Consider the following 20,735-nt stretch of genomic DNA (forward strand, 5'->3'; position numbering starts at 1 on the left):
CACCGAGAGTCTCTCGGCACCGGCCCGCGGGGAGTTCTCCGTTTCTCGACAGGTTCGCCGTCTCCTGGGAAGTCAGCGCCCTCCCCCGACGCGCCGCTGCACCGACAGAGGCGACTAGCCTGTATCGGATGCGCGCTGAGCCCGGACTTCGAGAACTGCTGCGACTCTGGGAGTTCGTGCGGCCGGTCAGATGGAGCCTCTTCGCCGGCTTCGCCTCGGCCCTGACCGCAGCCGGGCTGAGCCTCGTCGGACCGCAGATCATCCGCCTCATCGTCGATGGCCCCGTCTCCTCCGGCGAGAGGGCTGCCGTCATCTGGGGCTCGCTCGCGCTACTCGCCGTCGGCTGCTTCGAGGCGATCCTCTGGTACCTGCGCCGAATCTTCGTCCTCACACCCATGGTCGGTGTCGAACGACGCGTGCGGGATCAGCTCTTCGCCCGGCTGCAGGACCTGCCGGCGGCCTTCCACGACGAGTGGGAGGCAGGCCAGCTCCTGTCCAGATCATCCGTCGACCTCAACCGGATACGCCGGTGGCTCGCGTTCGGCCTCATCATGCTGAGCGTCAACCTGCTCACGGTCGTCGCCGGCATCGGCGTGCTCCTCTGGCTCGATCCGGTGCTCGGCTCCCTCTACGCGGTGTTCAGCATCCCGACGGCCCTCATCACCCTTCGCTTCCAGCGCGTCTACGGACGCCTCTCCCGGCGCAGCCAGGACCAGGCTGGGGCGCTCGCGACGACGGTCGGCGAGGCGGCGAAGGGAATCCGGGTCATCAAGGCCTTCGGCCGTGGCGGAGAATTCCTCGAGTCCTTCCGCGAGGAGGCGCAGGCGCTGCGCGAGACCGAACTCGAGAAGGCCCGCCGCCAGGCCGACATGCGCTCGTGGCTCATCCTGCTCCCCCAGCTCGCCGTCGCCACCTCGCTTGCGCTCGGTGTGATCGCCGTCGCCGACGGCAGGCTCACGATCGGCGCGCTCTCCGCGTTCCTCTTCACGGCACTCATGCTCGCCTGGCCGGTACGCTCCCTCGGTTTCCTCTTCGCCGACACCCTCGACGCGGCGGCATCGACGACTCGTGTCTTCGAAGTCCTCGACACAGCGACTGCAGTCTCCGACCCGGAGCACCCGCTCCCCGTTCCCGACGGGCCTGGGGTCCTCGAGTTCCGGGATGTGCGGTTCGCCTTCCCGGATGCGCAGGACGGTGACGAGGTGCTGCGAGGCATCGACCTCACCCTCGTACCCGGCGAGACGCTTGCGCTCGTGGGCGCGACCGGGAGCGGCAAGAGCCTGCTGAGCGAGCTCGCCGTTCGCCTCCACGATCCGACGGCTGGCGAGGTGCGGCTCGACGGCACCGACATCCGCCGTCTGCGTCGAGACGACCTCAGGGGCCACGTGGCCATCGCCTTCGAGCAGCCTCTGCTCTTCTCGGCCAGCGTCAGAGACAACGTCGCGCTCGGCCGACCGGACGCGAGCGACGACGAGGTGCGGGACGCCCTGGCGGTTGCGCAGGCTGGCTTCGCGCTCGAGCTCCCGGAAGGCCTCGAGACTCTCATCGGGGAGGAGGGGCACAGCCTCTCGGGAGGCCAACGGCAGCGTCTTGCGCTCGCCCGCGCCATCCTCGCGCGCCCCCGCGTCCTCGTCCTGGACGACCCGCTCTCGGCCGTCGACGTGCGCACCGAGACCCTCGCGACCGAGGCCCTCCGGTCGGCTCTCTCCGGCGTGACGACCCTCGTGGTCGCGCACCGGTCATCCACCGTCGCCCTCGCCGACCGGGTCGCCGTCCTCGTCGACGGTCGCATCACGGCCTTGGGCGAGCACCGCGAGCTGCTCGCAGCCGACCCCGTGTACCGGGGCCTGCTCTGGCAGGGCGACCACGTCGATGAGGTGGTCGCGTGACCAAGCCCAGCACTGCTGCACCCCTCGGGGTGCGGGTCGAGCACCTCACGAGCGTCGACCGCGACACTGCCAGACTCCTCCGACGGCGCTCGCTTCGACTCATGGGCCAGCTCCTCGCCCCGCACAAGGCGCGCCTCGTGTGGCTGGGGGTGCTTGTCCTCATCAGCCAGGCGGCGTCGGCCGCAGGGCCTCTGCTGCTCTCGCAGGCCATCGACACGGGGCTTCCCACGCTGCTCGACGGGGACGCGGCCCCGTTCCTCGTCATCGTCGTCGCTCTGGTCCTCGCGACGATCACCGACGCCGGACTCTCCAACCTCTTCACCCGGAATGCCGCAGCGCTCAGCCAGCGTGTGCTCCTGCGAGTCCGGACCCTGCTCTTCGAGCACACGGGGCGTCTCGGCCTCGACTTCCACCAGCGCTACACGTCCGGGCGAGTCATCAGCCGCCAGACGAACGACGTCGATGCGGTCGCAGAACTCCTCGAGTCCGGCTTCGGCGACCTGGTCAACGCCGTCGCGCGGATGGCATTCATCGCGGCGGCCCTGCTCATCCTCGATCCGCTGTCGGCTCTCGTGGCGTTCGCGGTCTTCGTGCCCGTCGTGCTGGTCACCCGACGGTTCCAGGTCGTCTCCTCACGCCTCTACCGCGAGTCGAGCGAACGCTCCGCGCGACTCATCGTGCGCTTCGTCGAGACCATCACGGGCATTCGCGCCATGCAGGCCTTCCGGGCCGAATCGCGAAACGCAGACGTGTACGGCGGACTCAACGGCGCCTACACCGACACCGGCCGACGCACCGCGATGGCGTTCGGCAATCTCTTCACCGGCATCGAGCTCATCAGCAGCATCGGCCTCGCGGTACTGGTGCTCGTCAATGGCCTCCGCACGCTCGAGGGCAGCATCGGCGTCGGCGTCCTCGTCGCAGCCGCGCTGTACCTCGTGCAGCTCTTCCAGCCGATGGAGGCCGTCGGCATGTTCGCGAACACCTTCCAGTCCGCAGTCGCGGCCCTGGAGAAGATCTCGGGCGTGCTCGAGGAAGAGCCAAGCGTCGCGGCACCCGCCCGAGATGCCAAGCAGGAACCGGCCCGACGAACGACGGACCACCGTGACGTCACCGAGCCCGGTGACATCGCCCTCCGTGGCACCGCGTTCTCCTACGGAGACGGACCACTCGTGCTGCAGCGTGTCGACCTGCACATCCCCGCCGGCCAGACCGTTGCGATCGTCGGCCCGACCGGGGCGGGGAAGACCACGCTGGCGAGCATCATCGCCCGCTTCGCGGACCCGACGCAGGGGCAAGCGCTCCTCGATGGTGTCGACCTCCGCGACATCCCGGACAGCGAGCTTCGACGACGCGTCATCACGGTCACCCAGGACCCCTTCCTGTTCCAGGGCACCGTCGCCTCCAACATCGAGCTCGGGCGGCCGGGCGCGAGCCGCCAGGAGATCGAGGACGCCGCGAAGCTCATCGGCGCCGACCCGTTCATCCGACGCATGCCGAACGGCTACGACACCGACCTGAGCCACCGCGGAGTGAAGCTCTCAGCCGGTCAGCGCCAGCTCATCTCCTTCGCCCGCGCCTTCGTTGCCGACCCGGAGGTGCTCATCCTCGACGAGGCCACGAGCTCCCTCGACATCCCGAGCGAGCGAGCCGTCCAGAAGGCGCTCGGCACCCTCCTGCACGACCGCACGGCCGTCATCATTGCCCACCGCCTGTCGACCGTCAACGACGCCGACCGCGTGCTGGTCCTCGATGGCGGAGCGATCGTGGAGGACGGCTCCCCCGCAGATCTTGTGGCGCGTGGGGGTCGCTACGCCGAGCTGCACAGCGCCTGGCTGTCATCGCTCGACAGCGACTGACGCGAACGCCCCGCCGCTCCCGCGACGCGAGCATGATGTCCCGAACCCGACTGACATCCGCTGAAGACTCAGTCAGGCTCGCTGCCACGCAGACAGCCAGACAGCCAGACGCGCAGACGCGCTGAGATATAGAAACGCCCGGACCGCTCGACGCGAGTATCGCGGAGAGGCCCGGGCGTCCAGATGCGCTGCGGTCAGGCGCGCTGCGCGAACGCGCTCTCGTACAGGCAGACGGAAGCCGCGGTCGCGAGGTTCATCGACTCCGCTCGCCCGTAGATCGGCACGCTCATGGTCGCGTCGGCATACGCGAGCTGCTCGGCGTCGAGGCCGCGAGCCTCGTTCCCGAAGAGCCAGGCGGTCGGCTGCGCCAGCTCGCCGGCGTCACGAGCCGACAGCAGGTCCGAGCCGTCGATGTCGGCGGCGACGATCCGGAGACCAGCGTCTCGAGCGCGCGAGGTGGCGACGTCCAGGGTCACCTCGACGGCGATCGGCAGGTGGAAGATGGAGCCGGTGCTCGAACGCACGACCTTCGAGTTGTAGAGGTCGACGGTCCGGCCCGTGAGGATCACCGCGTCGGCGCCCGCAGCGTCGGCAGCACGGATGATCGTGCCCAGGTTGCCCGGGTCGCGCACCTCCTCGAGGATCGCGACGAGCTTTGGCGAACCGCTCAGCGCATCCCGAATGGAAGCGGGGAACTGACGGCACACGGCGATGACGCCCTGCGGGGTCCGCGTGTCCGCCATCGCGTCGATGGCCTCCTCGCTCGCGAAGTCGACCTCGAGCTGGGCCTCCTCGGCAAGGCCACGCAGCTCGGAGTGCCGCTCGAGCGCCGTCGGCGTGACGAACAGCTCCTCGATGAGCTCTGGGCGCGAGACCAGTGCCTCGCGGACCGCCTGCGGGCCTTCGATGACGAAGAGGCCAGTCTCCTGACGCTCCGACTTCTGCGCGAGCTTCCTGACGTCCTTGACGCGCGCGTTGCGCGGGCTCTCGATCATGGTGTCGACTTCTTCCTGCGCGCGAGGCGCTGCGTTGCTTGAGTGGATGCTCATCGAGCCAGGTGCGGATGGAGAGTGCAGGCCCTAGGAAAAGAACATGCGGCCGAGAGCTGGACTCTCGACCGCATGTTCATACGGCCGGCACACTCAGAGAGCGAATCGGGCCGCGGTGGTGACTAGGCCGCTGCGCGCGGAGCCGACGTGTCGGCCGGGAGCGCCTGCTTGGCTGCCTCGACGAGACCGGCGAACGTCGCGGGCTCGTTCACGGCGAGCTCAGCGAGGATACGGCGGTCGACCTCGATGCCAGCAAGGCCGAGGCCCTGGATGAAGCGGTTGTACGTGAGGCCGTTCGCGCGGGATCCGGCGTTGATGCGCTGGATCCAGAGGCGACGGAACTCGCCCTTCTTGGCGCGACGGTCACGGTAGGAGTAGACCATCGAGTGGATGACCTGCTCCTTGGCCTTGCGGTACAGGCGCGAGCGCTGTCCACGGTAGCCGGATGCGCGCTCAAGGATGACGCGACGCTTCTTATGGGCGTTTACTGCCCGCTTTACACGTGCCATGTGTGTTGATTCTCCTCAGTAAGTGTGGTGCGGGCGGCTTAGTGGCCGAGCAGCTTCTTGGCGACCTTGGCGTCTGCCTTGGAGAGCAGCTGGTCCTGGTTCAGTCGAGCCTTGCGACCCGGCGACTTGACCTCGAGGTTGTGGCGGAGGCCGGCCTGCTGCTTCATGAGCTTGCCGCTTCCCGTGACCTTGAAGCGCTTCTTGGCGCCCGAGTGGGTCTTCTGCTTCGGCATTAGTTCTCCTCTGTGGTTGCAGACTCTGGTACAGACTCTGTTGCAGCTTCATCTGCAGATTCATTCGCAGCTTCGCCAGTTGACGGCTGCCCGTGCTTGGCCGCTCGAGACGCCTCGCGGGCCGCATTCCGCTTCGCGGAAGCGTCAGCCTTGACGTCGGATTTGTTTCGGAACGGGCCGATGATCATGACCATGTTGCGGCCATCGATCATGGGGTTTGACTCCACAGTGCCGTACTCCGAGACTTCCTCGGCGAAACGCTGGAGGAGGCGCACACCCATCTCCGGGCGCGACTGCTCGCGGCCGCGGAACTGGATCATGGCCTTCACCTTGTCACCGTCTTCGAGGAAGCCGATGGCGCGCTTGCGCTTGGTCTCGTAGTCGTGGGCGTCGATCTTCAGACGGAAACGGACCTCTTTGAGGACGGTGTTCGCCTGGTTGCGACGTGCTTCCTTGGCCTTCTGGGCGGCCTCGTACTTGAACTTCCCGTAATCCATGATCTTGGCGACGGGGGGCTTCGAGTTGGGGGCGACCTCGACGAGGTCGAGCTCAGACTCCTGCGCGAGGCGCAGCGCCATCTCGAGCTTGACTACTCCGACCTGCTCACCGCCCGGGCCGACAAGGCGGACTTCACTGGCACGGATGCGGTCATTGGTACGTGGTTCGCTGATGGAAGGCTCCTGACTTCACTGAATGTGGAAAGGAGGCGTCACACCAACCACGCTGCGCTCGCAGCGTGTTTCCACCCATCGCCACCGAGTCTGCGCATCCTGCAACGAGTGCAGTTCGTGCGAACTCTGTGACCTCTTCCAGCACAGCCGCGAGGCCGGGCAAGGAAGGGAGTGGAGCAACCCGGTAACCTACGTAGAGCGGTTTGCGCGGGTGGGACGAATCCTCTTTCGTGGCCTCTGCACAGCAGAAACCGCTCGCCACATTACCAGAACTCCGGACAAAGGACCAGCGTGACCGACGCCTCACTCGAAAACCCCTCCGCAGCCGAGCCAGAGTACGGTGATCTGCGTCGCGACATCGGCGAAGTCCCGGCCGTCGAGCTCATCACGACAACCGCCGTCCACCTCATGAGCGCCGCCGCAGTCGCGTGCGGGCTTGACGAGGACAGCGGCGACGACGAGCTCGACCTCGACGAGGCCCGCAAGCTCATCTCGGCGCTCGCAGGCCTGCTCACCGCGAGCCTCCCCTACCTGGGTGACCACCACGCGCGCCCCCTGCGCGACGGCCTGCGCTCGCTGCAGCTCGCGTTCCGCGAAGCATCCGAGCACCCGGACCCCGTCGGCAAGGGACCTGGCGAGGACCTCACCGGCCCCGTCTACGGCTGAGCTCGGACCGCGGGACCACGGCCCGCTTGCCGAGCCTTCTGGCCGACGAGCGGGCTTCGTCGATTCGTGGGTCGACCTCCGGGCGCTCAGCGGCCTTCGGCAGGCCCGACCAGCTCTGCGACGATAGCCGCCGAGAGGGTCACGAGCGGAAGCCCCCCTCCCGGGTGCGAGGAACCGCCGACGAGGTACAGCCCCTCGACGGGCTGACGATTGGCCGGCCGCAGGAAGGACGCCTTCGCGCCGTTCGACGCCGTCCCGTAGATCGAGCCTCCCGGAGAGAGCGTGTCGCGCTCGATGTCCGCCGGGGTGCGGATGCGCATCCACCTCACGTGCGGCCGCACGTCGAGACCGCGTTCGGCCATGAGCTCCATGAGCGACTCCGCGTAGCGCTCGGCGAGCCCCGGCTCGTCCCAGTCGACACCGTGCTCCGGGTCGTGCCTGGGCGCGTTGACGAGGACGAACCAGGCGCCGCTGTGCGGCCCCGGAACGGTCGCCGGATCCTGCGGCGCCGAGACGTAGATCGTGGGCCGCTCGACCGGCCTCGGCCCGGACCCCGCGTGCGCCCCGACGCCGAAGACCGCATCGAACTCGGCGTCGTAGTCCTCGGCGAAGAGCACCCTGTGGTGCGTCGCCTCGTCGTGCGCGAAGCTCGCACGCTGGAGGTCGTCGAGGGCGAGGAGCATGACGAAGCCCGAGAGCGAGGGGTCGAGCTTCTCGTGGCTCCTGGCGGCGCGCCTGGCCCCCTCGCTGTGCAGCAGTTCCCCGTAGACGGACTGAGCGTCGGCGTTCGCGACGACGACATCCGCGGCGAGACGCTCCCCCTCGCTCGTCTCGACCCCGGAGACCCTGGCGCCCTCCTGGAGGATGCGGGCGACTCTGACCCCCGTGCGAATGCGTGCCCCGCGCTCCACGGCGCGCTCGGCGATAGCCTCCCCCAGCCGCCAGAGGCCTCCGGGCACGTACCAGGAGCCGTAGGCCTGCTCGGCGTACGGCACCGTCGCGAGCGCAGACGGCGCCCGCCTCGGGTCGGACCCCGTGTACGTCGCGTAGCGATCCAGGAGTGCCCGCAGGCGAGGGTCCGAGAGGTCGCGCTCGCCGAACCCGCGCAGGCTGCGCCAGGGGGCCACCCGTGCGAGCGACAGCGGATTCACGGCGAGCGAAGCGATCCCAGCCGCATCGATGGGCGATTCCAGGAAAGGCCCCCTGGCGATGTCCCAGACGCGCTCCGAGCGCTCGAGGAAGCGCGCCCACTGCTGCCCGGTCCCCGCACCGAGCGCCGCGTCGAGCGCAGCGGGGATCTCCTCGATCCGTCCGGGCATGTCGAGCTCGCTGCCGTCGGCGAACCGGTACCGGCAGGCGACCTCGAGTCGGCGGAGCTCGACGACCGACTCGATCGGCGCCCCCGTCTCCGCGAACAGCTCTGCGAACACGTACGGCATGGTCACGAGCGACGGCCCGGTGTCGAAGAGGAAGCCGTCATGCTCGAGGGTGCCGAGCTTGCCCCCGACCTTCTCGGCCTGCTCGAGCACCGTGACGTCGTGGCCCAGCGCGGAGAGGCGGGCTGCCACGGCGAGCCCGCCGACCCCCGCCCCGATCACCACGACCGTGCTCATCGCGGGGAGTCCCCGGCCTGCGCCCCGGAGGCCACGAGGGAGCGCTCGGCTCTCCTTGCCCGCCAGTCGCGCAGCAGCACGACGACAAGCGGGATCGCGATAGCGCCCATGATGAGGCCGCCGACGAGAGCCACGCTCGGTCGCTCGAAGAACGTGAGGTTGCCGACGACGCACGTCGCGTACGTCCACAGGTAGACGGTGAAGGGAGCTGCGTCGCTCGGTGCGCCGTCGACCTTCTGCGAGCGAGCGGCGACGGCGTCGATGAGCCCGCAGATGATGAGCGAGACCAGGTACCAGCCGAGGAAGTTCGTGAGCGGGATGCCGTCGACGCCGGGGATCCCCGGGTCAGGGTGCTTCCAGCCCCAGTGCCCCGAATCGACCATCTGGGGGTCCAGGAAGACGTCCCAGGCGGTGAGCGCCCACGCGGCCACGGCGACGCGCACGATACGCCGTAGCACGCCAGGCGCCGTGCCGATGAGTCGCCGCGCGATGATCACCGCGGGGTAGGCGATCGTCACCCAGGCGAGGGGCACGATGAGCGGCACCTCGAAGAGCGAGAAGCCGAGCGACGGCGTGTAGATGTACTGTCCGAACGGGAAGCTCGTCGCGACTCCGATGACTTCCGCGAAGAAGCCGATCGCAGCGGCGGCGAGCAGCACGGAGGCGAACCGCGGCCCGCGGGTCGCGCAGGCGTGGAGCACCCCGGTGGCGGCGAGCAGGGCGACGCTCGCGATGGTCAGCGGCACGGTGCCGCCTCCGGTGAAGGCGAACAGGCTCTGGACGAACATGCCTGCTGCGAGTGTCACCCACATGAGTCGTCGTGTGATGGCGGTCATCTTGAGTCCGTTCCTCTCGGTCGTGGCTCTGGATCTGCGTCGTCTGACGTTCTGGCGGATGGTGGCCCGCTCTTCGCGGGAGAGGTCATGCAGTCGTGGCCGACCAGCCCTCGACGGCATCGACCGCGAAACGCGCGAACAGCTCCTCGGCGAACCATCCGCCCGCTCGGCTGTCGGCCATGGCGGCTCTGTGCGATGGTGCGCCGCTGATGAAGGCGCGAAGCGCCGGCTCGGACTCCCAGAGGGTGAAGGTGCCGAGGAGGCCGGCTGGCAGCTCGCCCATCCCGAACGCGAGACCGAGACCGCGCGACCTCGCGCGGAGGAGTTCGGCAGCGATGGGTGGCACGGTCCCCGTGAAGCGCGGCACCGACGAGGCCCTGATCCGCGCCCGCGTGATGACGGCCACCCGCTGCCCCTCCTCGGCCTCCGCGACGGCGGGCCCGAACGGCTCGCGACCTCCCCAGAGGCCGACCGAGCGGATGGCGCGCATCCGCACCCTGAGTCGCTCCCGCGAGCGTGCGTCCCACGCGCCCACGAGGGCCCCTCGATCGAACGCGTCCGCTGCCTCGAGCGACTCCCAGGCGGCGACGAGCGCCCAATGCCCGAGGTCGGCGTCGCGCGAGGAGAAGCTCGTCGCCCGCGCCGTGCCCATGACACGCGCGAATCGCAGACCCTCCGGACGTCGCCGGCCCAGGAGCTGCAGCGTGGTCTTCGCGGTCAGCGAGAGGCCGGCGCTCGCGCTGCCGGTGCCCCAGAGGTGGACGGTGGTGACCGTCACCGGCGGTCGACCTCGAGGGGGCCAGCGCTCCGGTCGCCCCGCACGTGCTTGAGCACCAGCTCAGCGCTGATCAGACACATCGGGACGCCCACGCCGGGGTTGACGGTCGCGCCCGCGTAGTAGAGCCCCTTGACCTTCGGGGACGCGTTGCCGGCACGCAGCATGGCTGACTGGGCGAGCTCATGCGACGGGCCGAGGATGCCGCCACGCCACGAGTTGTAGTCGTGCACGAAATCGGCGGGGCCGAGCGTCCGGCGAACCACGATGCGGCGCTCCAGGTCGGAGGCGCCCGTCCATTCGGCGAGCTGGGAGATCGCGAGATCGGCGATCCGCTCGACCTCTGCATCGCCCGCCCCATCTGCTCCTCCCCCACCGATGCTCTCCTCGCCCTTGACCGGGATGAGCAGGAACAGGTTCTCGTGCCCTTCCGGCGCGACTGCCGGATCCGTGGCGCTCGGCTTGCACACGTAGACGGAGACCGGGTCAGGCAGGGCGACGCCCTCGCCGAAGATGGCGTCGAAGTTCTCCCCCCACTCCTTCGTGAGCAGCAGCGAGTGGTGCGGCAGGGCGGGCAGCTCGCCCTCGACGCCGAGCATCACCAGCACGGCCCCAGGACCCGACGATGTGCGCTTCCACACGCGCTCCGGGTAGCTGCGGTACCGCTCGGGCAGCAGCCGCGTCTCCGTGTGATGCAGGTCAGCGGCGGAGACGACGACCTCGACATCCTCGAAGTGCCGCTGCCCGTCAGCGTCGCGCCAGTGCACGCCACGGCTCCAGCCATGCGACACGGCGATGTCCGTGACCTCGGCCTCGAGCCGGAACTCGACGCCGGCCTCGACGGCGAGCCGGTGCAGCGCATCCACCACGGCGGTGAATCCGCCCATGGGGTACTGCACGCCCTCGACGAGATCCATGCGACTCATGAGGTGGTAGATCGCCGGAGCGCGGCGCGGGTCGGTTCCGAGGAACACCGCCTGGTAGGCGAGGATCTGCCTGAGCAGCGGATGCGTGAACGACTCCTCCACGAACTTCTCGAGCGGGACCGTGAGCCACGTCAGCAGCTCGGGGAGCTCGCGGCGAACAGGGGCGCCGAGCAGCGTGGCCGGGTTCTTGAACGTGTTGTAGAGGAACGATTCCTCCGCCATGTCCATGGCGCGTCTCGCGGTCTCGAGGTAGTCGTCGAAGGCGGCGAGCGCCTCTGGCTCGAGCTCAGCCACGAGCTCCCGCACGGCGTCCTGTCCGTAGGGGATGGAGAGGGGCTCGCTTGCGCCCCCCGTCTGCTCCGGCTCGGGGAAGACGCGGTAGCCGGGGTCGAGCATGCGCAGATCCAGCTGCTCCTCGGTGCTCGTGCCGGCAAGCGCGAAGTAGTGGTCGAAGACGCTCGGCATCAGGTACCAGCTCGGGCCGGTATCGAAGCGGAAGCCGTCGACCTCGAGAAGGCCAGCTCGGCCGCCGACCCGGTCGTTCTTCTCGAGCACCGTCACGGCGAAGCCGTCCCGCGCGAGCAGGATCGATGTGGCGAGGCCGGCCATTCCGGCGCCGATGACTACTGCTCGGGTGCTCATGATCGTGTCTCCAGAAGGACTCGTGCTGCGATGCGCGCCTTCTCGGCGCCGGGAACTCTCACGCGTGTGGTGCGCAGCTGATCGGCCGGCGTCGCCGCGATGCGGTCGGCGAGCGCAGCGAAGAGCGCACTCGCGAGGGCCACGCCCCGCCGGCAATCCCTCGGTAGCAGCGGGATGCCCGCATCCGCTGTCGCAAGATCGGTGCGGATGCGGTCCAGCCAGATGAGCTTGCGCCGCTCGTCGAGCGGCGCCGACTCCAGACCCTCCACCGGCAGGTAGTCCCTGCCGAGCCGGTCGGCGTCGTCACCCACGTCGCGGAGGAAGTTCACATTCTGGAACGCGGCGCCGAGCGCGCAGGCCGCCGCGTCGATGCGCTCCCGCTGCTCCGCGGTGCGAGAGACACCGGTGAGGAACACCCGCACGCACATCAGCCCCACGACCTCAGCGGAACCGTAGACGTAGCGCCGCTGCTCCTCCACGTCGAGCGAGCGAGGCTCGAGATCCATGCGCATCGAAGCGAAGAAGGGCACGACGAGCTCGGCTCCGAACCCGCAGCGTCGCGCCGTCACCGCGAACGCGTGGACGACAAGATTCGTGCTGAAGCCCGACTCGATGGCCTCGAGCGTCTGCGCCTCGAGCCCGTCGAGCGCCGCGTGCTGCTGCTCGAGGGAGAGGCCGGCGAGCGCGCCGACACCATCCACGATCTCATCGGCCACGCGGACCAGCGCGTAGATGCTGCGCACCGGCTTGACCGTACGGCGCCCGAGGAAGCGCGATGCCGCACCGAAGGAACTCGAGTAGGCGAAGATGACCTCGGCCGCGGACTTCTCCGCGGTGCGCGTGTACTGCTCGAGTGGCGACATCACGACGTTCGCCTCTCCAGCAGCATCAGCAGACGCTCCAGCATCTCGGCCAGGTTCCGCTCCCCCTCGCGTCCAGAAGCACCCACGGCCCTCGCGGCGGCTCGTGCCCTCGAGAACTGGGCCGCGAGCTCCTGCTCGACAGCGGCGCGCGAGCCCGACGCGTCGATGAGGTCGCGCGCCTTCGCGCCATCCGCCTCGCTGAGCATCGGGTCGCCGAGCAGCGACTCGAGCTCACCCCAGACCGGGGTCCCGCAGGCCAGGGCGATGAGCGCCGTGAACTTGCCCTCCCGGATATCCGAGTACGGCGCCTTCCCGAGCTTGTGCTGGTCTCCGAAGACGCCGAACAGGTCGTCCTGGAGCTGGAAGGCGAGCCCGGCGGCGTCCGAGAACTGGGCGATGAGACGCGCATCCACCGCACCGTCGGCACCCGCCGCGATCAGACCGAGCTCGAGCGGCAGCAGCACGGTGTACGCGGAGGTCTTGTTCGAGCTCATCGACAGGACTTCGGCCAATGCCGGATGGTCGCTTCGAACCGACAGGCTCACGTCGCTGAACTCACCGGCAACCGAGACCGCGAGGGCGCGCTCGATGGCATCGAGCACGCGCAGACGAACGGCGTGGGGCTGGTCGATGCGCGCAACCCTGAGGTGCGCTTCGGAGAGCAGGAGATCGCCGACCAGGATCGCGGCGGCCTGCCCCAGGCGGTTGCCGCGCTCGTCGTCGAACTCCGGTCCTCCCACGATCTCCTCGACGCTGCCGAGGAGATTGAGCTCACCCCTGCGCATGGTGTCGTTGTCGATCACGTCGTCGTGGGTCAGGAACGCGAGGTGGAGCAGTTCGGTCGCGGTCGCCAGCTCCATGACCGACTCAGGCACCTCTGCTGCGCCCGTGTAGGACTGGTAGGCCTGCATGACCAGCGCGGGGCGGAAGAGCTTTCCCCCTTCGGCGCTGCGCGCCGTGATGCGCCACAGCGTCGCGAGGCCCTCGTCGATCGCGGCCGCGGCTGCGACTCGTCCGGCCAGGAACTCCTCGATTCGCCTTCTCACCTCGAGCAGCTGCTGCGCTGCGAGGTCGAAGTCCGAACCCTGGCCACGGGGGCTCGCCAGAGGCTCACGGATCACTCGGCACCACTCCCTTTAGCTCGGTTGGCTAGCAATAAGAGTATCTAATTACTTCTGCTCGAGCGTACAGGCAAGCCTTCCCCGAGTTGCCGCGCCTGGTCAATCCCCTCAGCGCCTCCACCACGACCGCTTAGAATCTCGCCGCCGGTTCTCCGCGTCGCTCGAAGCAGCAGCGCTGGCACGTGCGAACGAGATGCCGAGCGAGTCGACTTCCGTGCGGAACGCCTCGCTCCCCTGCAGCAGCTCACTGGCTCGGCGAGACAGCTCCGCGAGCTCCTCTCGGCCAGCGTCGCCACCGACGTGGAGCACCACACGCAGCTCGGGCCCGGCCAGGCGAGCCTCCGGATCGCCGGGCACGAGATCGATGCCGAGCACCTCCTCGAGCTCTGCCATCACCCTCGACAGCTCACCCGTGACAACCGGGTTCACCCACGGGGCCACCCAGCCCTGCTCCTGCGCGATCGCCCACACTGCCGGACGGCGGACGACGAACTCCGTCTCGCTCGTCGGATCCACCACGATGAGGTCGCTGCCCTCGGCAGCAGCCGAGATGGCCGCCCGCTGCATGAGCGCAGGCACCGGCCGAGCCTTGGGATTCCAGCCCCTCATGGCCTCCGCCGAGGTGAACACGGGCAGGACGGTGCGACCGTCTGGGCCGGCGACCGTCACGATGGAGAGATCAGCGCTCTTGTCGACGGTGACACCCTGCGCGTTGACATCGGCTTCACCCAGCTTCGCCACAAGCGGGATCAGCACACGAGCCTGCCGCAATGCGTCGACCACCGCGTCGGGACCCACCTCTCGAGCCCTGAAGCGTCGCATCGCCGCGACGAACTGCGCCGGCGCCGTGCCGTCGTCGCCGCGGAACGGGTTGTCGCCGAAGCTGCGCCCGGACCAGCTCTGGCCAGCAGAGTCGGCCTTGCTGGGCTGGAAGTGCTCTGGCAGCGACGGCATGGGTCAGACCTCTCGAGTCAGGATGCGACGTCGAGGGCTTCGACGAGCGTGAAAGCCCCCGAGTAGAGCGCCTTGCCGATGATCGCGCCCTCGAGGCCCTGCGGCACGAGGCCACGCAGCGCCGCGATGTCGTCGAGACTCGAAACGCCGCCAGAGGCGACGACGGGACGGTCGGTCCGGTCGAGGATGTCGCTGAGGAGCTGCAGGTTCGGACCCTGGAGGGTGCCGTCCTTCGTCACGTCGGTCACGACGTAGCGAGCGCAGCCGGCTTCCTCGAGCCGCTCGAGCACCGACCAGAGGTCACCAGCATCACGCGTCCAGCCGCGAGCCGCGAGCGTGGTGCCACGCACGTCGAGGCCAACGGCGATGAGCTCGCCGTAGCGAGCGATGACGTTCGCCGCCCACTCCGGATTCTCGAGCGCGGCGGTACCGAGGTTGATGCGGCGCGCACCGGCGTCGACCGCACGCTCGAGGGACTCGTCGTCGCGGATCCCGCCGGACAGCTCGACATTGACGTGCTTGGCCGCCCGGATGACGCGCTTGATGACGCTGCGGTTCTCCCCGCGCCCGAAGGCCGCGTCGAGGTCCACGAGGTGGATCCACTCCGCGCCCTGCTCGATCCAGTCCTCCGCCGCATCCACAGGATCGCCGTAGTTCGTGGCGGAGTCGGCCTCGCCCTGAACCAGACGAACCGCCTTGCCGCCGGCGAGGTCGATTGCGGGGAAGAGCACGAGCTCCGGTGACGTGTTGAATTCGCTCACGCGCGTAGGTTCCTTGTTCTCGTTCTGAGGCGCCGGGGCATCGACGCCAAAAGGGGATGCCCTGGCAGTCCGGGCAATAGCGTATCGGCAGGCGGCGGTGCAGCGCGCCGACAGAGCAGGACTAGGCGCGCTTCGGCAGCGTCTCGATCCAGTTCCGAAGCAGGCGCACACCAGCCTCGCCGGACTTCTCCGGGTGGAACTGCGTCGCCGACAACGGGCCGTTCTCGACTGCGGCGATGAAGCGCTCGCCATGCTCGGCATGGGTCACGAGCACCGGGCGGGCCTTCGGATGCGGGTCGAGCGGGAGCTCATGCGCCGCGTACGAGTGCACGAAGTAGAAGCGCTCGCGAGCGATGCCGGCGAAGAGCTTCGAGTCGGCCGGAGGGTCGACGAGGTTCCATCCCATGTGCGGAAGGACCTCGGCCCGCAGCTCGGTCACCTCGCCCGGCCATTCGCCCAGGCCTTCGGCTCTCCTGCCACCCTCGATGCCGCCGTCGAAGAAGATCTGCATGCCGACGCAGATGCCGAGCACGGGGCGCCCGCCTGCGAGGCGCCGACCGACGATCTCTCCGATGCGCTGACGATTGATGGCCTCCATGACGTGAGCGAAGCTCCCGACACCTGGCACGACGTAGCCGTCTGCGTCGTACGCGGCAGCGCGGTCGGCCGTCAGCTCGACCTCAGCACCAGCCGCTTCGAGCGCCTTCACGGCCGAGTGCACGTTGCCAGAGCCGTAGTCAGCGACGACCACCCGTGGGCGTGCGACTGGCGTCACAGCGCGCCCTTGGTCGAAGGAATGCCCACGACCTCCGGGTCGAAGCGCTTGGCCGCGCGGAACGCACGGGCGAACGCCTTGAACTCAGCTTCGGCGATGTGGTGCGGGTCGCGCCCGCGGACGACCTCGACGTGCACCGTCAGGCCGGCGTGGAACGTGATCGCCTCGAAGACGTGACGCACCATCGCGCCCGTGAAGTGCCCGCCGATGAGGTGGTAGACGAAGGCCTCCGGCTCGCCGGTGTGCACGAGGAACGGACGCCCAGAGATGTCGACGACGGCCTGGGCGAGCGACTCGTCGAGCGGCACCCTCGCATCGCCGTAGCGAGCGATGCCCGACTTGTCGCCGAGGGCCTGGCGAATCGCCTGACCGAGCACGATCGCCGTGTCCTCGACCGTGTGGTGCACGTCGATCTCGGTGTCACCCGTCGCGCGGATCGTGAGATCGGTCAGCGAGTGCTTCGCGAAGGCGTTCAGCATGTGGTCATAGAACGGAACCGACGTCTGGATGTCGGCGATGCCGGTCCCGTCGAGGTTCAGGCTCAGCTCGATCGAGGACTCGCTCGTCGCGCGTGAGACGGTCGCGGTGCGTGGCGTCGTGGTCATCGCTCCAGCCTAGGCCTTCCCTGCATCGGTGATCTCGGCGAGTGCGGCCAGGAACGCGCTCGTCTCCGCGCGCGTCCCGGCAGTCACCCGAAGCGCGTTCGGGATGCCGACATCCCGCACCAGGATGTCGCGCTCGAGGAGCTGCTGGAACGTGTCCGCGGGATCCGCGACGTCGCCGAACAGCACGAAGTTCGCGCCAGACTCCCACGGCGTGTAGCCAAGGCGGGGCAGCTCCACCAGCAGGCGGTCGCGCTGCTCGCGGATGCCGTCGACCTGCTGGAGCATGATCTCCGAGCACTCGAGCGCTGCGGTCGCGGCGGCTTGGGTGATCGCGGAGAGGTGGTAGGGCAGCCGAACGAGTCGGACGGCGTCGACGACCGCCTCGTGAGCCGCGAAGTACCCGACGCGGGCGCCAGCGAAGGCGAACGCCTTGCTCATGGTCCTCGAGACCACGAGCCGCTCGCGACCAGGGAGGAGGGAGAGGGCGGTCTCCTGACCATCAGGGAGGAACTCGGCGTAGGCCTCGTCGACGATCAGGATGCCGTCGGTCGCGTCGTAGGCGGCTGCGATTACGTCGAGGTCGGTGACGGTGCCAGTCGGGTTGTTCGGCGTGCAGATGATGGTGATGTGGGGCCGCTCTCGACGAAGCGACTCGGTGACGAGGTCGGCGGTCAGCGCGAAGCCGTCAGCGCGCGGCACCGGGATCCACTCGGAGCCCACCCCCCTGGCGAGCAGGGGGTACATGGAGTAGCTCGGCGTGAAGCTGAGCACGCTGCGCCCGGGGCCACCGAAGACCTGCAGCAGCTGCTGCATGATCTCGTTCGAGCCGTTGGCGGCCCATACCTGCTCGGGACCGATGCCCCGACCCAGGTAGATGCTCAGCTGCTCCCGTAACTTCGTGAACTCGCGGTCCGGGTAGCGATTGAGCCCCGGAAGCTCGCGGGCAATAGCCTCGATGATTCGCCTGGCCACGACCTCGGGCACCGGATGCGGATTCTCGTTGACGTTGATGGCAACGCGCACTGGCTGCTGCGGGGCTCCGTAAGGGGTGAGTCCGCGGAGGTCGTCACGGATGGGCAGGTCTTCGAACGAGGTCACCGCACAAGCCTACGACGCGGTCTGCGCCTGGAATGGGCTGTGGACTCAGTCGAGTGGGAGCGCGAGTCGCTGCCCGGCCTGAACCGTGCCGTTCTCGAGGGCGTTGAGCTTGGAGATCTCGACGATGACGTCGCGGATATCGGAATCGCCCGCGACTTCCTCGGCGATGCCCCAGAGCGTGTCGCCAGCGCCGACGGTGACGTACTCGAACTCGACGTCTGCGGCGTCGCTCGAGGCCGCCGCGGAGTTCATGTGCGTGGCCCCGAGGGCGATGGCCGCGGCGACGGGCAGCGCGGCGACGGCGAGCAGGACACGACGGCCTCGGACGGTGAGGCGGAGTGGTGCGACAGCAGTGGTGTTCATGATTCCTCCTGATTCGTCCACATCTTCGAGTGGTCGAATGTATGTACTGAATATAGCTACGAACAAAGTGTCAAGTCAAGGCTTCCAGTTCGAATCTCTCGAACTTTCATCCACAACACTCGAAGAAATGTTTCGTACCTGCGTGCACCCTCGGTAGGGTTGGCGCTATCAGGCAGTGCATCACCTGCCACCGACATTCCGTGTCGGAGAGCGGACGGAGACGACATGGCCAAGAAGCCAGCGAGCGACATCTACAGAAAACTGACCGAGAAGCAGGAGCGCATCCTGACCTGCATCATGGAGTCGGTGCGCACGCGCGGGTACCCGCCGAGCATGCGCGAGATCGGCGACGAAGTCGGCCTCGTCTCCCTGTCGAGCGTCACCCACCAGCTCGGCCAGCTGGAGAAGTTCGGCTACATCAAGCGCAATCCGGGCATGCCCCGCGCCCTCGAGGTGCTCGTGCACTTCGACCACACCGACGATGGCGATTCCAACGAGACAGCTGAGGCCGCGTTCGTCCCGGTGGTCGGCAGGATCGCAGCCGGCATCCCGATCACGGCGGAGCAGCAGGTCGAAGACGTCTTCGCGCTCCCCCGTCAGATCGTCGGCAAGGGAGAGCTTTTCCTCCTCCGTGTCGTTGGCGAGTCGATGATCGATGCCGCCATCTGCGACGGCGACTGGGTCGTCGTGCGGTCGCAGCGCACCGCGGAGAACGGCGACATCGTCGCCGCCATGCTCGACGGAGAAGCCACGGTCAAGACCTTCCGCAAGCGCGACGGCCACATCTGGCTGCTCCCCCGCAACAGCGACTTCGAGCCGATCCTCGGCGACGAGTCCGAGATCCTCGGCAAGGTCGTCGCTGTCCTTCGCTCCATCTGAGGGCGGCCAGCAGCACCGGTGCAGGCAGATCTGTCGGCAGATGCACAAGAGCGGCGAGCCCGATGGGCTCGCCGCTCTTCTGTGTCTGTCCCTCGGGAGGGCCGAGGCGCGTGCGTCAGCCTGCGACCGCGAACGCCTCGAACAGTCCGAGCTGGTCGGGGTGGACCCGGGCCTTGAGGCGCGTGCCGCTCTCGACGTGCTCGAGCTCGAGCACCGCTCCTCGTTCGTGCAGGTACGAGACGAGATCGCCGCGCTCGAAGGGCACGAGAACCTCGATGGTCACCTCGGGGGTCGGCAGGAGCTCGGCGATGCGCCCGAGCAGCAGGTCGATGCCCTCGCCCGTGTGCGCTGAGACGAAGATGCCGTCGGAGGCGAGCCCCTGGAGCTCGAGGCGTCGATCGCTGTCGACCAGGTCGGCCTTCGTGAAGACCACGATCTCGGGAACGTCGTGGGCTTCGACCTCGCCGATGACGTCTCGCACCGTGGCAAGCTGCGCGGCGGGATCCGGGTGCGAGGCGTCGACGGCGTGCACGATGACATCGGCTGCCTGCAGCTCCTCGAGGGTCGAACGGAAGGCTTCGACCAGCTGGTGGGGCAGGTTGCGCACGAAGCCCACCGTGTCGGCGATCGTGTAAGGGCGGCCGTCCTCGGTCGCGGCCTTGCGCACCGTCGCGTCGAGGGTGGCGAAGAGGACGTTCTCGACCAGGACGCCCGCATGCGTGATGCGGTTGAGGAGGCTCGACTTGCCGGCGTTCGTGTACCCCACGATCGCGACCGCCGGGACCTGGTTGCGCTGTCGAGTCGCGCGCTTGACGTCACGCGAATCCTTCATGTCGGCGATCTGGTGGCGAAGCTTGGCCATCTTCGTGCGGATGCGCCGACGGTCCAGCTCGATCTTGGTCTCTCCAGGGCCTCTTGACCCCATGCCGGCGCCGCCAGAGCCAACCTGACCACCGGCCTGCCGAGACATCGACTCACCCCAGCCGCGGAGACGCGGGAGCATGTACTCCATCTGCGCCAGCTCGACCTGCGCCTTGCCCTCGCGGCTCTTGGCGTGCTGCGAGAAGATGTCGAGGATCACCGCGGTGCGGTCGATGACCTTCACCTTGATCTCGTCTTCGAGCGCGCGACGCTGGCTGGGCGCGAGCTCGGTGTCGGCGACCACCGTGTCGGCTTCGAGCGCCGCGACGATCTCCTTGAGCTCAGCGACCTTGCCCCGGCCGAGGTACGTGGCGGGGTCGGGGTTCGGCCGACGCTGCAGCACGCCGTCGAGGACGACGGCTCCCGCAGTCTCGGCGAGTGCGGCCAGCTCCTGCATCGAGTTCTCGGCCTCCTCGAGGGAGTTCCTGCGGTAGACGCCGACGAGCACGACCCGCTCGAGGCGCACCTTGCGGTACTCGACCTCGGTGACGTCCTCGAGTTCCGTTCGCAGGCTCTCGACTCGTCGCAGCGACTGCCTGGCTTCGCGTTCGAGCTGGTCGCCGTCGGCCTCGCCGTCATAGCTCGTGCTGGCGCCGTCCTGCAGCGCCTGCGCTCTGCCGGAGGAGAACAGGGTCATCGTGGCGCCCGGTTCCTTCGCGGCTCGGAGGATTCGGTCGATCGCGTCGTTGCTTTCGCCTGGAGGAGTCTCAGAATCTCGCATATTCGT

The 20,735-nt window shown here is 68.5% G+C and carries 21 protein-coding genes; 4 read left to right on the forward strand and 17 right to left on the reverse strand.

Annotated elements, in window-relative coordinates; translation table 11 throughout:
* The first annotated feature begins 128 nt into the window (after window positions 1-128).
* Together C5E10_RS09630 and C5E10_RS09635 are read left to right on the forward strand one after the other, a co-directional pair.
* A complete protein-coding gene (locus C5E10_RS09630) occupies window positions 129-1,889 on the forward strand; it encodes an ABC transporter ATP-binding protein (protein ID WP_104331453.1) in 1,761 nt (586 codons plus the stop codon).
* The gene (locus tag C5E10_RS09635; protein ID WP_258071068.1) at window positions 1,886-3,748 is read left to right on the forward strand and encodes an ABC transporter ATP-binding protein; all 1,863 of its coding nucleotides are present in this window, start codon (window positions 1,886-1,888) and stop codon (window positions 3,746-3,748) included. The genes C5E10_RS09630 and C5E10_RS09635 overlap by 4 nt, the downstream gene beginning before the upstream one ends.
* Window positions 3,749-3,942: 194 nt before the next feature.
* Here C5E10_RS09635 and C5E10_RS09640 read toward each other — a convergent pair whose 3' ends face one another.
* The 4 genes from C5E10_RS09640 to infC form a co-directional block, all read right to left on the reverse strand.
* Window positions 3,943-4,743 (reverse strand): RNA methyltransferase, encoded by an 801-nt coding sequence (locus C5E10_RS09640; protein WP_104240893.1) that lies wholly within the window; start codon window positions 4,741-4,743, stop codon window positions 3,943-3,945.
* A gap of 176 nt (window positions 4,744-4,919) precedes the next feature.
* Window positions 4,920-5,306, reverse strand: coding sequence for a 50S ribosomal protein L20 (gene rplT, locus C5E10_RS09645; protein ID WP_068481110.1), 387 nt, complete (start codon window positions 5,304-5,306; stop codon window positions 4,920-4,922).
* A gap of 38 nt (window positions 5,307-5,344) precedes the next feature.
* Window positions 5,345-5,539: a 50S ribosomal protein L35 gene (gene rpmI, locus C5E10_RS09650; RefSeq protein WP_104240892.1), complete on the reverse strand. Its 195-nt coding sequence runs from the start codon at window positions 5,537-5,539 to the stop codon at window positions 5,345-5,347.
* Window positions 5,539-6,210, reverse strand: coding sequence for a translation initiation factor IF-3 (gene infC / locus C5E10_RS09655; RefSeq protein WP_104240891.1), 672 nt, complete (start codon window positions 6,208-6,210; stop codon window positions 5,539-5,541). Before infC ends, rpmI begins: the two co-directional genes overlap by 1 nt.
* A gap of 291 nt (window positions 6,211-6,501) precedes the next feature.
* On the opposite strand from infC, the gene C5E10_RS09660 reads away from it, so the two are divergent.
* Window positions 6,502-6,876: a DUF1844 domain-containing protein gene (locus tag C5E10_RS09660; RefSeq protein ID WP_104240890.1), complete on the forward strand. Its 375-nt coding sequence runs from the start codon at window positions 6,502-6,504 to the stop codon at window positions 6,874-6,876.
* 86 nt (window positions 6,877-6,962) lie between these two features.
* Here C5E10_RS09660 and C5E10_RS09665 read toward each other — a convergent pair whose 3' ends face one another.
* From C5E10_RS09665 to C5E10_RS09720, 12 genes are all read right to left on the reverse strand, one after another.
* The gene (locus C5E10_RS09665; protein WP_104331454.1) at window positions 6,963-8,489 is read right to left on the reverse strand and encodes an NAD(P)/FAD-dependent oxidoreductase; all 1,527 of its coding nucleotides are present in this window, start codon (window positions 8,487-8,489) and stop codon (window positions 6,963-6,965) included.
* The gene (locus C5E10_RS09670) at window positions 8,486-9,325 is read right to left on the reverse strand and encodes a carotenoid biosynthesis protein (RefSeq protein ID WP_104331455.1); all 840 of its coding nucleotides are present in this window, start codon (window positions 9,323-9,325) and stop codon (window positions 8,486-8,488) included. Before C5E10_RS09670 ends, C5E10_RS09665 begins: the two co-directional genes overlap by 4 nt.
* 85 nt (window positions 9,326-9,410) lie before the next feature.
* A complete protein-coding gene (locus C5E10_RS09675) occupies window positions 9,411-10,103 on the reverse strand; it encodes a monooxygenase (protein WP_104331456.1) in 693 nt (230 codons plus the stop codon).
* Entirely contained in the window at window positions 10,100-11,668 is a 1,569-nt protein-coding gene (crtI, locus tag C5E10_RS09680) for a phytoene desaturase family protein (RefSeq protein ID WP_104331457.1), read from the reverse strand. The genes C5E10_RS09675 and crtI overlap by 4 nt, the downstream gene beginning before the upstream one ends.
* The gene (locus C5E10_RS09685; protein WP_104331458.1) at window positions 11,665-12,531 is read right to left on the reverse strand and encodes a squalene/phytoene synthase family protein; all 867 of its coding nucleotides are present in this window, start codon (window positions 12,529-12,531) and stop codon (window positions 11,665-11,667) included. Before C5E10_RS09685 ends, crtI begins: the two co-directional genes overlap by 4 nt.
* Window positions 12,531-13,652 carry a polyprenyl synthetase family protein gene (locus C5E10_RS09690; protein ID WP_104331459.1) on the reverse strand — a complete coding sequence of 374 codons (1,122 nt, stop codon included), beginning with the start codon at window positions 13,650-13,652 and terminating at the stop codon, window positions 12,531-12,533. The genes C5E10_RS09685 and C5E10_RS09690 overlap by 1 nt, the downstream gene beginning before the upstream one ends.
* A 108-nt stretch (window positions 13,653-13,760) precedes the next feature.
* A complete protein-coding gene (locus C5E10_RS09695) occupies window positions 13,761-14,606 on the reverse strand; it encodes an SseB family protein (RefSeq protein ID WP_104331460.1) in 846 nt (281 codons plus the stop codon).
* 17 nt (window positions 14,607-14,623) lie between these two features.
* Window positions 14,624-15,367 (reverse strand): bifunctional 1-(5-phosphoribosyl)-5-((5-phosphoribosylamino)methylideneamino)imidazole-4-carboxamide isomerase/phosphoribosylanthranilate isomerase PriA, encoded by a 744-nt coding sequence (gene priA / locus C5E10_RS09700; RefSeq protein WP_104298968.1) that lies wholly within the window; start codon window positions 15,365-15,367, stop codon window positions 14,624-14,626.
* A 121-nt stretch (window positions 15,368-15,488) separates the two neighbouring features.
* Entirely contained in the window at window positions 15,489-16,142 is a 654-nt protein-coding gene (hisH, locus tag C5E10_RS09705; RefSeq protein ID WP_104331461.1) for an imidazole glycerol phosphate synthase subunit HisH, read from the reverse strand.
* A complete protein-coding gene (gene hisB / locus C5E10_RS09710) occupies window positions 16,139-16,747 on the reverse strand; it encodes an imidazoleglycerol-phosphate dehydratase HisB (protein WP_104331462.1) in 609 nt (202 codons plus the stop codon). Before hisB ends, hisH begins: the two co-directional genes overlap by 4 nt.
* A 9-nt stretch (window positions 16,748-16,756) precedes the next feature.
* Window positions 16,757-17,845: a histidinol-phosphate transaminase gene (locus tag C5E10_RS09715; RefSeq protein WP_104331463.1), complete on the reverse strand. Its 1,089-nt coding sequence runs from the start codon at window positions 17,843-17,845 to the stop codon at window positions 16,757-16,759.
* 45 nt (window positions 17,846-17,890) lie between these two features.
* Window positions 17,891-18,208: a LysM peptidoglycan-binding domain-containing protein gene (locus C5E10_RS09720; protein ID WP_104331464.1), complete on the reverse strand. Its 318-nt coding sequence runs from the start codon at window positions 18,206-18,208 to the stop codon at window positions 17,891-17,893.
* 225 nt (window positions 18,209-18,433) lie between these two features.
* On the opposite strand from C5E10_RS09720, the gene lexA reads away from it, so the two are divergent.
* Entirely contained in the window at window positions 18,434-19,087 is a 654-nt protein-coding gene (gene lexA / locus C5E10_RS09725; RefSeq protein WP_104331465.1) for a transcriptional repressor LexA, read from the forward strand.
* Between the two features lie 115 nt (window positions 19,088-19,202).
* Here lexA and hflX read toward each other — a convergent pair whose 3' ends face one another.
* A complete protein-coding gene (gene hflX, locus C5E10_RS09730) occupies window positions 19,203-20,729 on the reverse strand; it encodes a GTPase HflX (protein ID WP_104331466.1) in 1,527 nt (508 codons plus the stop codon).
* Window positions 20,730-20,735 lie beyond the last annotated feature (6 nt).

It is taken from the genome of Pseudoclavibacter sp. RFBG4 (assembly GCF_002931515.1).
GTDB lineage: Bacteria > Actinomycetota > Actinomycetes > Actinomycetales > Microbacteriaceae > Pseudoclavibacter.